10 protein-coding genes are annotated in these 12,600 nt (G+C 72.0%); 7 read left to right on the forward strand and 3 right to left on the reverse strand.

The window, feature by feature from the left end; genetic code table 11:
- Window positions 1-63 precede the first annotated feature (63 nt).
- Window positions 64-1,137, reverse strand: a complete 1,074-nt coding sequence (locus tag ETU37_RS07825; protein ID WP_129986682.1) for an alkene reductase — start codon at window positions 1,135-1,137, stop codon at window positions 64-66.
- Window positions 1,138-1,284: 147 nt separating this feature from the next.
- Between ETU37_RS07825 and ETU37_RS07830 the strand changes: the two genes are divergently transcribed.
- Complete coding sequence (locus ETU37_RS07830; protein ID WP_129986683.1) at window positions 1,285-1,467, forward strand: hypothetical protein; 183 nt, start codon at window positions 1,285-1,287, stop codon at window positions 1,465-1,467.
- Here the strand turns inward: ETU37_RS07830 and ETU37_RS07835 are convergent.
- Window positions 1,460-1,909: an NUDIX domain-containing protein gene (locus tag ETU37_RS07835; RefSeq protein ID WP_276319679.1), complete on the reverse strand. Its 450-nt coding sequence runs from the start codon at window positions 1,907-1,909 to the stop codon at window positions 1,460-1,462. The genes ETU37_RS07830 and ETU37_RS07835 overlap by 8 nt on opposite strands.
- Window positions 1,910-1,911: 2 nt before the next feature.
- Entirely contained in the window at window positions 1,912-2,388 is a 477-nt protein-coding gene (locus ETU37_RS07840; RefSeq protein ID WP_129986684.1) for a DUF2505 domain-containing protein, read from the reverse strand.
- A gap of 23 nt (window positions 2,389-2,411) precedes the next feature.
- On the opposite strand from ETU37_RS07840, the gene ETU37_RS07845 reads away from it, so the two are divergent.
- The 6 genes from ETU37_RS07845 (at window position 2,412) to ETU37_RS07870 (ending at window position 12,599) form a co-directional block, all read left to right on the forward strand.
- Window positions 2,412-3,272 carry a tryptophan 2,3-dioxygenase gene (locus tag ETU37_RS07845; RefSeq protein WP_129986685.1) on the forward strand — a complete coding sequence of 287 codons (861 nt, stop codon included), beginning with the start codon at window positions 2,412-2,414 and terminating at the stop codon, window positions 3,270-3,272.
- A gap of 118 nt (window positions 3,273-3,390) precedes the next feature.
- Window positions 3,391-8,283 (forward strand): NAD-glutamate dehydrogenase, encoded by a 4,893-nt coding sequence (locus ETU37_RS07850; RefSeq protein ID WP_129986686.1) that lies wholly within the window; start codon window positions 3,391-3,393, stop codon window positions 8,281-8,283.
- Window positions 8,280-9,203 (forward strand): ABC transporter ATP-binding protein, encoded by a 924-nt coding sequence (locus ETU37_RS07855; RefSeq protein ID WP_129986687.1) that lies wholly within the window; start codon window positions 8,280-8,282, stop codon window positions 9,201-9,203. Before ETU37_RS07850 ends, ETU37_RS07855 begins: the two co-directional genes overlap by 4 nt.
- A 102-nt stretch (window positions 9,204-9,305) precedes the next feature.
- Window positions 9,306-10,397 carry an ABC transporter permease gene (locus tag ETU37_RS07860; RefSeq protein ID WP_206053791.1) on the forward strand — a complete coding sequence of 364 codons (1,092 nt, stop codon included), beginning with the start codon at window positions 9,306-9,308 and terminating at the stop codon, window positions 10,395-10,397.
- 61 nt (window positions 10,398-10,458) lie between these two features.
- The gene (locus ETU37_RS07865) at window positions 10,459-11,736 is read left to right on the forward strand and encodes an ArgE/DapE family deacylase (RefSeq protein ID WP_129986688.1); all 1,278 of its coding nucleotides are present in this window, start codon (window positions 10,459-10,461) and stop codon (window positions 11,734-11,736) included.
- Complete coding sequence (locus ETU37_RS07870) at window positions 11,733-12,599, forward strand: aminoglycoside phosphotransferase family protein (protein WP_206053792.1); 867 nt, start codon at window positions 11,733-11,735, stop codon at window positions 12,597-12,599. Before ETU37_RS07865 ends, ETU37_RS07870 begins: the two co-directional genes overlap by 4 nt.
- Window position 12,600: the final 1 nt, after the last annotated feature.

Raw genomic sequence — 12,600 nt, forward strand, 5'->3', positions numbered from 1 at the left:
TCGCAGGGTGACCCCGGGGTCACTCCTGGACTACCGATATCGGTAGTGCTCGGTTGCGGTGCGTCAGGCGCTGAGCGCCGGGTAGTCCGTGTAGCCGCGGTGGTCGCCGCCGTAGAAGGTCGCCGGGTCGGGCTCGTTGAGCTCGGCGTCGAGCTCCCAGCGGCGCGGCAGGTCGGGGTTGGCCAGGAACTGGCGGCCGACCGCGACGGCGTCGGCGAGGCCGAGGTCGAGCATCTGCTGCGCGCTCTCCTTCGACGTCATGTTGGCGAAGCCGTCGTTGGCGACCAGCGTGCCGCCGAAGATCCCGCGCAGCCGCTTGACGAGGTCCTCGCGGGGGTCGTTGTGCACCGACAGGTACGCGATGCCGAGCGGGGCGATCCCCTCGACGAGCGCGGAGTACGTCGCCTCGAGGTCGTCGGCGTCGTCCTCGACGGCACCGTTCGCGCCGTTGCCGGGGGAGATGCGCAGGCCGACCTTGTCGGGGCCGATCGCCTCGGCGACCGCGGTGACGACCTCGATCGCGAAGCGGGCGCGGGCGGCGGGGCTGCCGCCGTACCCGTCGGTCCGCACGTTGGTGCTGGGCGCGAGGAACTGGTGGATCAGGTAGCCGTTGGCGCCGTGCACCTCGACCCCGTCGAGCCCGGCGGCGACGGCGTTGCGCGCGGCCTGGGCGAACTCCTCGACCACGCCGGGGATCTCCTCGGTGGCGAGCTCGCGGGGGAGGGCCATCGGCTGCATGCCGTGGGCGGTGAACATCTGGCCGGGCGCCTGCACCGCGCTGGGCGCGACGGTCTCGAGGCCGCCCTTGTTGTCGGGGTGCGCGACGCGGCCGGCGTGCATGATCTGGGCGACGATGCGTCCGTCGCGGGCGTGCACGGCGTCGGCGACGCGGCGCCAGCCCTCGACCTGCTCGTCGGTGTGGAGGCCGGGCGTGGTCAGGTAGCCCTGGCCGACGGCGCTGGGCTGGGTGCCCTCGGTGACGATGAGGGCCGCGGACGCGCGCTGGGCGTAGTACTCCGCGGTGAGCTCGGTCGGCACCATGCCCTCCGCGGCGCGGGAGCGGGTCATCGGCGCGAGCAGGATGCGGTGCGGCAGGTCCCAGGACTTCATCGTGAGCGGGGCGAACAGCTCGGACATGCGGGAGTTCCTCCCAGAGGGGTCGGGTGCGCTTGCTTGAAGCCACAACAGCGACCGGTGGGGGGACATTCCGGGCGTTCGGGTCGCGAAGGTCACACCGGACGGCCCGCCGGACGCCGGACGCACGCCCGGCGGGACAATGACGGCATGGTCACGCCGGTCCCCCTGCACCTCGGGGCGCTGCACGCCTACGAGCAGGTGCTGGTGCTGCTGCTCGCCTTCGGCCCGTTCGTCGTGCTCGGCATCGTGGTCGCGCTCCAGCGCCGGCGCGCGATCGAGGAGGAGCGCGCCGAGGTCGAGCGCGACGAGGGCGCTGACCCGCTCAGGTGAGTCCGAGCAGGCGAGGCAGGTCGTCGCGCAGGTGCGGCGGGTGCAGGCCCAGCCGCTCCAGGTCGGCCGCGGCCGCCCAGACCAGCTCGAACCGGTTGTCCTCCGCCTGCGCGTCGGCCTCCGGCCCCGACAGCACCGGCTCGCCGGTCACGTCCGCCAGCAGGAAGTACGTCGCCGGCCGGCCGTTGTGCGTCCCGCTGAGCAGCACACCGGCGACCGAGCCGCGCAGGGTCGTCTCCTCGAGCAGCTCGCGCACGGCGGCCGCCTCCTGCGACTCGCCCTCGTCGACACCGCCTCCGGGCAGCACGGCATAGTCCTCGCCGCGGTAGTGCCGCTTCATCACGAGCACCCTCCGGTCGCGCACGACGACGGCCACCGCGCGCACTGACGTGTTGCGGTCGCCGCCGCGCGGCACGACCGGGTCGCCGGCGGCCGTGGGCACCGTCAGCCGGCCAGCCAGGTGCGGCCGACCCGCTGCTCGTTGCGCAGCGCGGAGGCGAGCAGATCGCCGATCAGGGCTTCGAGCTTGCCGCCGAGGAGGGGGATCGACACCTTGATGTCGCCGATGACGGTCTCGACGGTCTCGCCGCCGTTCTCGGCCAGGGTGACGGTGCCGCGCATGTGGCCGGGCTTGCCGGGGATCAGCACCTCGAGGTCCGCGCGCGAGCCGTCCTTCCAGGACTCCTTCTGCACGACCCGGATCTCGTCGCCCACGAACTTCGTGGCGAACGACGGGATGCCGGTGGCGGGCAGCGTCTGGTCGACCTCGACCGCCATGCCGCCGCCGTTCTGGCTGATGGCGGCGGACGAGCGCAGCGCGCCGCCGGCGGAGCAGACCTGCTCGCGGAACGACTCGTCGGCGAGCATGGCGTAGACGTCCGCCGCGCTCGCGGCGTAGCGGATCTCGTGGCTGAACTTCATGGCGGGAGACTACGGTGTCCGCCGTGACCGACGACACGGACCGGGACCAGGCTGACTACGCGGGCGAGTGGGGCGGCGTCGACGTCCAGTTCGGCGAGCAGGGTGCCCGGCTGACCTACGGCAGCTACCTGCAGCTCGGCCGGCTCCTCTCCGCCCAGACGCTGGAGTCCGACCCGCCCGCGCACGACGAGCTGCTGTTCATCACCATCCACCAGGTCTACGAGCTGTGGTTCCAGCAGCTCCTCCACGAGGCCACCGCCGCCCGCGACGCGATGCTGTCGGCGCGCTCCGGGCAGACCGATGACAACCGGTTGTGGTGGGCCCAGCACCTCCTCGGCCGGATGCACGTCGTCGAGCGCGTGCTCGTCCAGCAGGTCGACGTGCTCGAGACCATGACGCCGCAGGACTTCCTCCAGTTCCGGCAGAAGCTGGCGCCCGCCAGCGGCTTCCAGTCGGTCCAGTTCCGCGAGCTCGAGTTCCTCTCCGGCGCCAAGGACCCGTCGTTCGTGCAGCGCTTCCGCGGCCTGACCGAGGCCGAGAGGGACCGGCTCCGGCGCCGGCTGGAGGAGCCGACCCTGTGGGACGCCTTCGTGCACGTGCTGGACAGCAAGGGGCTCCCGACCGGCTCGGACGCCGAGATCACGGACGCCGTACGGCGTGCCGCCCACGACCGCAGCCGGTACGCCGACGTCTGGGCGCTCGCCGAGGCGCTGCTCCAGCACGACGAGAACGCCGCCGCCTGGCGGGCCCGGCACGTGGTGATGGTCGAGCGGATGATCGGCACCAAGACCGGCACCGGCGGGTCGTCGGGCGCGGAGTACCTGCGCAGCCGGCTCGACCTGCGCTACTACCCGTTGCTGTGGGAGCTGCGCAGCCACCTGTAGGCCCGTTCCGGAGGCGGCCCGCGTGCCCCTGTTGGTGGGTCCGGAGCGCGGGGAATAGTGTCGCCTTGGCGGCACAACGGCGTGCCGTTCACGAGACGTGACAAGGGCTGAGTGCTGCGTGCGTACGACGCTGGAAGAGACCAAGGACGACCTGATCGACAAGGCCGCATCTCTCGCGGTCAGCCGCAAGGGCGCCGGCAGTCCGCCGGGTGAGGACGCGGGCCAGCTGCTCCGGCTCTTCTACCGCCACGTGGCGCCGGAGGACATCAACGACCGCAGCGAGGTCGACCTCTACGGCGGCGCGATGAGCCAGTACAAGCTGGCCGGCAACCGGGCCCAGGGCACCGCCAGCATCCACGTCTTCACCCCGACCGTCGCCGAGCACGGCTGGTCGGCCGGCGGGCACACCGTCGTCGAGGTCGTCACCGACGACATGCCGTTCCTCGTCGACTCGGTGACCATGGCGCTCACCGAGGACAACCGGGACGTCCACGTCATCGTGCACCCGCAGCTGCTCGTCCGCCGTGACATGACCGGCGTGCTCCTGGAGGTCCTCGTCGACGACGAGATGACCCCGTCGAGCGAGCTGCCCCACGACGTGTTCCGCGAGTCGTGGATGCACATCGAGATCGACCGCGAGACCAGCCCCGACGAGGTCGCGGCGATGGAGCAGAACCTCACCAAGGTGCTGCTCGACGTGCGCGAGGCGGTCGAGGACTGGGAGCGGATGCGCGCCCAGGCCCGCGACATCGTCTCCGACCTCGAGGCCGACCCGCCGCCGCTCCCGGAGCGCGAGGTCGAGGAGGGCAAGGCCCTGCTGACCTGGCTCGCGGACGACCACTTCACCTTCCTGGGCTACCGCGAGTACAAGCTCGAGGAGGGCGACCCCGGCGCCGACGGCGAGGCCGAGATGATGCTCCGCGCCGTCCCCGGCACGGGTTTCGGCATCCTGCGCTCCGACCAGGACATGTCCTCGTCGTTCGGCAAGCTGCCGCCGCTGGTGCGCGCCAAGGCGCGCGAGAAGACCCTGCTGGTGCTGGCCAAGGCCAACTCCAAGGCCACCGTGCACCGTCCGGTCTACCTCGACTACGTCGGCGTCAAGACCTTCGACGCCAACGGCGACGTCGACGGCGAGCGCCGCTTCCTCGGGCTGTTCTCGTCCGCGGCGTACACCGAGTCCCTGACCCGCATCCCGGTCATCCGGCGCAAGGCGCAGGAGGTCATCGACCGGGCCGGCTTCGAGCCGCTGAGCCACACCGGCAAGGCGCTCATGGACGTGCTCGAGACCTACCCGCGCGACGAGCTCTTCCAGACCCCGATCGAGGAGCTCGTGCCGATCGCCGAGGCGGTGCTGCACACCCGCGAGCGGCGCCAGCTGCGGCTGTTCGTCCGTCGCGACACCTACGGCCGCTACCTGTCCTGCCTGGTGTACCTCCCGCGCGACCGCTACACCACGCAGGTGCGCGAGCGGATCGCCGCGATCCTCAAGCACCAGCTCGGCGGCGAGTCGATCGAGTACACCGCCCGGGTCAGCGAGTCGATGCTCGCCCGCCTGCACTTCGTGGTGCGGCCGCCGAGGGGCGCGACCATCGCGGAGTTCGACCAGGAGGACCTCGAGCGCCGGCTCGCCGACGCCGCCCGGTCCTGGCGTGACGACCTCATCCAGGCGATCCACGCGGAGTACGGCGAGGAGGAGGGCGCCCGCATCGGGCGGGCCTACGCCGACGCGTTCCCCGAGGCCTACAAGGAGGACTACCCGCCGCGCACCGGCGCCGTGGACCTCGGCCGGCTCGAGAGCCTCAGCGGCGACGAGGGCGTCTGCCTGAGCTTCTACCAGGAGATGGACTCAGGGCCGCACGAGGCGCGGCTCAAGGTCTTCCGGGTGGGAGGCCCGCTGTCGCTGAGCCAGGTGCTGCCCGTGCTCAGCTCGATGGGCGTCGAGGTGATCGACGAGCGGCCCTACGACCTCGTCGGCCTGGCGCGGGAGAGCCACGTCTACGACTTCGGACTGCGCTACCACCGGCAGCTGCCGGCGAGCGGCCGCGAGCTGTTCCAGGACGCCGTCACCGCCGTGTGGGACGACCGCAACGAGATCGACGGGTTCAACGCCCTCGTCCTCGCCGCCGGCCTGACCTGGCGGCAGGCGACGCTGCTGCGCGCCTACGCCAAGTACATGCGCCAGGGCGGCACGCCGTTCGCCCAGGACTACATCGAGGACGCCCTCAAGCAGAACGTCGACATCACCCGGTACCTCGTCGACCTGTTCGAGGCCCGCTTCGACCCGGGGCGCAACGGGGACCTCGCCAGCGACTCCGAGTCCCGCGTCGCGCGCTGCGAGGAGCTGCACGAGCGGATCAGCCGGGCGCTCGACGACGTCGTCAGCCTCGACCACGACCGCATCCTCCGCTCGTACCTCACGGTCCTCGAGGCGACCCTGCGCACGAGCTACTTCCAGGTCGGTGACGACGGGCGGCCCAAGCCCTACATCTCGTTCAAGCTGGAGCCCTCCCGGATCCCCGACCTGCCCGAGCCGCGGCCGAAGTACGAGATCTTCGTGTACTCCCCGCGCGTCGAGGGCGTGCACCTGCGCTTCGGCGCGGTCGCCCGCGGCGGCCTGCGCTGGTCCGACCGTCGCGACGACTTCCGCACCGAGGTCCTCGGCCTGGTCAAGGCGCAGATGGTGAAGAACGCCGTCATCGTCCCGGTCGGCGCCAAGGGCGGGTTCTTCTGCAAGCAGCTGCCCGACCCCGGCGACCGCGAGGCGTGGATGGCCGAGGGCGTCGCCTGCTACAAGACGTTCATCTCCGGCCTGCTCGACATCACCGACAACCTCGTCTCCGACGAGGTCGTGCCGCCGACGAACGTCGTCCGGCACGACGGTGACGACTCCTACCTCGTCGTGGCGGCCGACAAGGGCACGGCGACGTTCAGCGACATCGCCAACGGGGTCGCGCAGGACTACGGCTTCTGGCTCGGTGACGCGTTCGCCTCCGGTGGCTCGGTGGGCTACGACCACAAGGCGATGGGCATCACCGCTCGCGGCGCGTGGGTCTCGGTCCAGCGGCACTTCCGCGAGCGCGGCATCGACTGCCAGACCCAGGACTTCACCTGCGTCGGCGTGGGAGACATGTCCGGAGACGTGTTCGGCAACGGCATGCTGCTCTCCGAGCACACCCGCCTGGTGGCCGCCTTCGACCACCGCGACATCTTCCTCGACCCCGAGCCGGACGCCGCCGCGTCGTTCGTCGAGCGGCGCCGGCTCTTCGACCTGCCCCGGTCGAGCTGGCAGGACTACGACACGTCCCTCATCTCCGAGGGTGGCGGCGTCTTCCCCCGCTCCGCGAAGTCGATCCCGATCACCCCGCAGGTACGCAGGGCCCTCGCGCTCGACGCCGACGTCACCCAGATGACCCCGGCCGAGCTGATGCGGGCGATCCTGCTCGCCGACGTCGACCTGCTCTGGAACGGCGGCATCGGCACCTACGTCAAGGCGGCCGGCGAGACCGACGCCGAGGTCGGCGACAAGGCCAACGACCCGATCCGGGTCAACGGCGCCCAGCTGCGCTGCAAGGCGGTGGGCGAGGGCGGCAACCTCGGCCTCACCCAGCGCGGCCGGATCGAGTACGCCCGCAACGGTGGGCGGATCAACACCGACTTCATCGACAACTCCGCCGGTGTGGACACCTCCGACCACGAGGTCAACATCAAGATCCTGCTGGACCAGGTGGTCGCCAACGGGGACCTCACCCAGAAGCAGCGCAACGACCTGCTCGCGTCGATGACCGACGAGGTCGGCCGGCTCGTGCTCGACGACAACTACGAGCAGAACCTCGCCCTCGCCTCGGCGGCCGCGAACGCCGTACCCCTGATGCACGTCCACGAGGACTGGATCCGCCGGCTCGAGCGGCACGGCCTGGTCGACCGCGAGCTGGAGGCGCTGCCCGGCCGCAAGGAGGTCGCGGCGCGGATCGAGCGCAAGGAGGGTCTGACCGTCCCCGAGCTGTCGGTGCTGCTCGCCTACACCAAGATCGTGCTGGCCGACGAGCTGCTCGAGACCGACCTCGCGGACGACCCGTTCCTGCGCAACGAGCTGTTCGGCTACTTCCCGACGGCGATGCGGCACACCTACCGCGAGCAGATGAACAGCCACCCGCTGCGCACCCAGATCGTCGTGACCCAGGTGGTCAACGAGCTCGTCAACGGTGCCGGCATCACGTTCTTCCACCGGCTGTCGGAGGAGACCGGCGCCGCCGTCGACGAGCTGGTGCGCGCCAACTTCGTGGCCCGCGAGATCTTCGGCGCCAAGGAGCTCATCCACGACGTCAACGCCTTCGACAACCAGATCCCGGCCGACGTCCAGACCCACATGCGGCTGGAGATGCGCACGCTCGTCGAGCGCGCGTCGCGCTGGCTGATCAACAACCGGCGGCCCCCGCTCGACAGCGAGGGCACCGTCGACTACTTCGGCGTGACGGTCCAGAAGGTCGTCCAGGCGCTGCCCGAGCTGCTCACCGGACGGGAGCTCGCGGCGTTCGAGCACCGGCGCGACTCGCTGGTGGAGAAGGGCGTCCCCGAGGAGCTCGCCGTCCGGGTGGCGGTGCTGCCACCGGCCTACATGGCGCTCGGCATCGTCGAGACCTCCAAGCGCGACGACGTCGACGCGGTCGAGGTCGCCCGGGTGCACTTCGCGCTCGGCGAGCGGCTCGGCCTGTCCGCCCTGGTGGCCCGGATCCTCGCGCTGCCGCGCGACGACCGGTGGCAGACGATGGCGCGGGCGGCGCTGCGCGACGACCTGCACACCGTCCACGCGCAGCTGACCGCGCAGGTGCTGACCGAGACCGACTCCGCGCAGCCGGCGCCGGTGCGGATCGCCGACTGGGAGGAGGACGACGAGGTCGTCGTCTCCCGCGCGGTCGGCACCCTCGACGAGATCTGCTCCGACGAGAAGGCCGACCTGGCCCGGCTCTCGGTCGGGCTGCGCGTGGTGAGGACTATGCTCGCCACACCATGACGTCCGAGACCGCGCAGTCCGGAGTGGCGATCGAGGCGACGGGGCTGCGCAAGGTGTACGGCGACCTCGTCGCCGTCGACGACGTCTCGTTCTCGGTCGGGTCCGGCGAGATCTTCGGGATCCTCGGGCCCAACGGGGCGGGCAAGACCACGATCCTCGAGATGGTCGAGGGGTTGCGCAGGCCCGACGCCGGGTCGTGCACGCTGCTCGGCGAGGCGAGCTGGCCGCGCAACCAGCGGCTGCTGCCGCGGATCGGGGTGCAGCTCCAGGCGTCGGCGTTCTTCGAGCGGCTGACCGCGCGCGAGCAGCTGCGCACCTTCGCCTCGCTGTACGGCGTGGGTCCCGCGCAGGCCGACGCGTGGCTGGAGCGCGTGGGGCTCGGCGAGAAGGCGGACACCCGCACCGAGAAGCTCTCCGGCGGCCAGGTGCAGCGGCTCGCGATCGCCTGCGCGCTGGTGCACGAGCCGGAGCTGGTCTTCCTCGACGAGCCGACCGCCGCGATCGACCCGCAGGCGCGCCGCAACCTGTGGGACCTGCTGCGCTCGCTCAACGCCGAGGGCCGGACGCTCGTGCTCACCACGCACTACCTCGACGAGGCCGAGGCGCTGTGTGACCGGGTCGCGATCATGGACCGCGGGTCCATCCTGCAGCTCGACGCGCCGGCGGCGCTGGTGCGCGGCCTCGACGCCCCGGTGCGCATCTTCGTCGCGCCGCACCAGGTCACGCTCGACGAGGCCGCCGCGATCGAGGGCGTCGACGAGGCGGTCGACGACGAGTCGACGATCGTGGTCTCCACCCGGCGGCCGTCGGAGGTGCTCGCCGAGCTCGCGGCACGTGGCGCCCTCGAGGGCCTGCAGGTCAGGGCCGCGACGCTCGAGGACGTCTTCCTCGACCTCACCGGCCGGGAGTACCGGGCATGAGCACTCCACGACGCTGCTCGCTTCGCTCGCACAGCCGCGGGGATCCCGCATGAGCACCCCACGCCGCTGCTCGCTTCGCTCGCACCGCCGCGGGGACCCCGCGTGAACACCCCACGCGCGCGCGGCCGAGCCCGGTCCCCGTTCTGGGCGATCTCCGTCGCCATCGTGAAGGGGTTCTTCCGCGACAAGGCGTCGGTGTTCTTCGCGCTGATCTTCCCGCTGATGTTCCTCGTGCTGTTCGGCGGCCTCTTCAACTTCGACAGCAGCGCCAAGATCACCGTGGTGCAGGTCGGTGAGGTCTCGCTGGTCGACGACCTGCCGGCCGGCGCCCGGGAGGCGTTCGACGAGACGTTCGACGTGACCCGGTCCCGCGACCGGGCCGCGGCGCTCGAGGACGTGCGCAAGGGTGACGCCGACGTGATGATCGAGCAGGACGGCGACGCCCTCGTCGCGCACTACACGCAGGCGGACCAGGTGAAGGCCGCCGTCACGCAGGGCACGCTCCGGGCGTTCGTCGACGGGGCCAACGTCGCGGCCTCGGGGCAGCCCCCGACGTACTCCTTCGAGAGCGAGCGGGTCGAGGACGAGTCCCTGGAGGCCATCCAGTTCGTCACGCCCGGCCTCCTCGGCTGGGCGATCGCGATGAGCGCCTCGTTCGGGGCCGCCGCGACCTTGCAAGGCTGGCGGCAGAGCAAGCTGATGCGCCGGCTGCAGCTCTCGCCGGTGCCGGCACGCACCATCGTCGGCGCGCGGGTGCTGGTCACCGTGCTGATCGCGCTGGTGCAGATGGCGATCTTCCTCGGCCTCGGCTTCTTCGCGTTCGGGCTGCAGCTGACCGGCTGGTGGTGGCTCAGCGTCCCGCTGCTCGTGCTCGGCACGCTCTGCTTCATGTCGCTCGGCCTGCTCGCCGGGGCGGTCGCCAAGACCACCGAGGGAGCGGTCAACATGGCGAACTTCCTCGTCCTGCCGATGGCGTTCCTCAGCGGCTCCTTCTTCGCGCTCGATGCCGCGCCGGCCTGGCTGCAGAACGTCTCGCTGGTGCTGCCGCTGCGGCACCTCAACGACGGCATGCTCGACGTCATGGTGCGGGGCGCGGGACCCGAGGCCGTCGTGCAGCCGGCCGTGGTCCTGCTGGCGTTCACGGTGGCGATGACCGCCCTCGCCGCCAAGCTGTTCCGCTGGGACGCCGACTGAGCCGCCCGGCCTTCGCAGCCCGCGCGGCGCACGGTGGACGCGGGGTGCCAGACTCGCGGACATGAGCGTCCCGCTGTCGGCACCCGAACGCGCCGTCCTCGACCGGCTCGATCCCGACGCCCTGGTCGAGAGCCTCGTCGAGCTCGTCCGGATCCCCAGCGTCGGCGGGTCCGACGCCGAGGTCGAGGTCCAGGAGCACGTCGCCACCGCCCTGCGCGACCTCGACACCGAGGTCGACCGCTGGGACATCGACCTCGACGAGCTGGCCGCCGACCCGTGGTTCCCCGGTGTCGAGGTGGAGCGCAGCAGCGCCGTCGGGGTCGTCGGTACGACGGCCGGCGAGGGCGCGCCCGGCCTGGTCCTGTGCGGCCACACCGACGTCGTACCGGCGGGCGACGTCGAGACCTGGGGCGGCTCCGACCCGTTCTCGGCGGAGATCCGCGACAACGCGCTCCACGGCCGCGGCGCGTGCGACATGAAGGCCGGTGTCGCCGCCAACCTCGCCGTCCTGCGCACCATCCGCGACGCCGGCATCCGGCTGGAGCGGCCGCTCGCGATCCACTCCGTGATCGGCGAGGAGGACGGGGGCCTGGGCGCGTTCGCGACGCTGCGCCGGGGCCATCGCGGCGACGCGTGCGTGATCACCGAGCCGACCAGCGCGCAGATGATGACCGCGACCGCCGGAGCGCTCACCTTCCGGATCGAGGTGATCGGCCGGTCCGCACACGGCTCGATGCGCCGCGAGGGGGTCAGCGCGTTCGAGGCGTTCCTGCCGATCCACGCCGCGCTGCTCGACCTGGAGGCCGAGCGCAACAAGGAGATCGACCGCGTCTTCGTCAGCGACCTGCCCTACGCCCTGTCGTTCGGCATCGTGCAGACCGGCGAGTGGTCGTCCAACGTCCCCGACAAGCTCGTCGCCGAGGGCCGGTTCGGGGTGCAGCTCGACGAGGACCCGCGGGCGGCTCGGCTGCTCTTCGAGGACGTCGTCGCCGAGGTCGCCGCCCGCGACCCGTGGCTGCAGGAGAACCGCCCGCTCGTCACGTGGCCCGGCGGCCAGTTCGCCAGCGGCTGGCTGGACGACGACCACCCGCTGGTCGGCGAGACCGTCGAGGCGGTCGCCGCGGCCGGGGGAGCGGACGCACCGCCCAACGTCGCCGGTGTCTACGGCAGCGACCTCAGGCTCTACACCAACATCGGCGGCATCCCGACCCTGCACTACGGTCCGGGCGACATCCGATGGGCGCACGCCCCAGGGGAGCGGGTCGACCTCGACGAGCTGGTGCAGGTGACGCGGGCGCTCCTGGTCCTGGCGCTGCGTCGCTGCGGCGTGGCGGCGTGAACGACGAGCCCACCGCCGACGTCGCGCGCCGGCTCGTCGCCGACCAGATGCCGGAGTGGGCCGACCTCCCGGTGCGGACGGTCGGTCGGCAGGGCAACGACAACCGGACGTTCCGGCTCGGCGACGAGCTGGCCGTGCGGCTGCCCAGCCACGAGCGCTACGTCGCCGGCGTCGCGAAGGAGGACCACGCCCTCCCGCTGATCGCCGGCCACGTCTCGGTGCGCGTGCCCGAGCCGGTCGCGACGGGCTCGCCGACGGCGTACTTCCCGCACCCCTGGTCGGTCCGGCGCTGGACCGACGGCGAGCACCCCGACCTCGACGCGACGCTCGACCGGCGGCGCTTCGCGTCAGACCTCGGCGGCTTTCTCCGCGAGCTGCGGGAGGTGCCGACCGACGGCGGCCCGGTCGCGGGGCTGCACTCGTTCTACCGGGGCTGCCACGTGAGCGTGTACGGCGACCAGGTGCAGGAATCGCTCGCCCGGCTGGGCGATGCCGTGGACACCGACGCGTGCCGAGCCGTGTGGGACCGCGCCGTTCGCACGGTGTGGACCGGACCGTCGGTCTGGTTCCACGGCGACGTCGCGGCCGGCAACCTGCTCACGTCCGATGGGTCGCTGTCGGCCGTCATCGACTTCGGCACCTGCGGCGTCGGCGACCCGGCCTGCGACCTGGTGGTCGCCTGGACGTTCCTGGAGACCGACGAGCGCGCGGTGTTCCGCGAGGCCGCCGGCCTCGACGACGACACCTGGGACCGGGGGCGCGGCTGGGCGCTCTGGAAGGCGGTGCGCTGGCTGTTCGATCCCGACGGCGACCAGGCCGCCCACGCGGCGACCCTCGACCGGCTGCTGGCCGGGCCCGCCTGAC

Origin of the sequence: Nocardioides iriomotensis, assembly GCF_004168035.1 — a bacterium.
Lineage (GTDB): Bacteria > Actinomycetota > Actinomycetes > Propionibacteriales > Nocardioidaceae > Nocardioides_B > Nocardioides_B iriomotensis.

Bases quoted from the DNA above. Each gene is read 5' to 3' on its own strand.
- ETU37_RS07825 (WP_129986682.1), bottom strand. From the start codon at position 1,137: ATGTCCGAGCTGTTCGCCCCGCTCACGATGAAGTCCTGGGACCTGCCG.
- ETU37_RS07830 (WP_129986683.1), top strand. From the start codon at position 1,285: ATGGTCACGCCGGTCCCCCTGCACCTCGGGGCGCTGCACGCCTACGAG.
- ETU37_RS07840 (WP_129986684.1), bottom strand. From the start codon at position 2,388: ATGAAGTTCAGCCACGAGATCCGCTACGCCGCGAGCGCGGCGGACGTC.
- ETU37_RS07855 (WP_129986687.1), top strand. From the start codon at position 8,280: ATGACGTCCGAGACCGCGCAGTCCGGAGTGGCGATCGAGGCGACGGGG.
- ETU37_RS07865 (WP_129986688.1), top strand. From the start codon at position 10,459: ATGAGCGTCCCGCTGTCGGCACCCGAACGCGCCGTCCTCGACCGGCTC.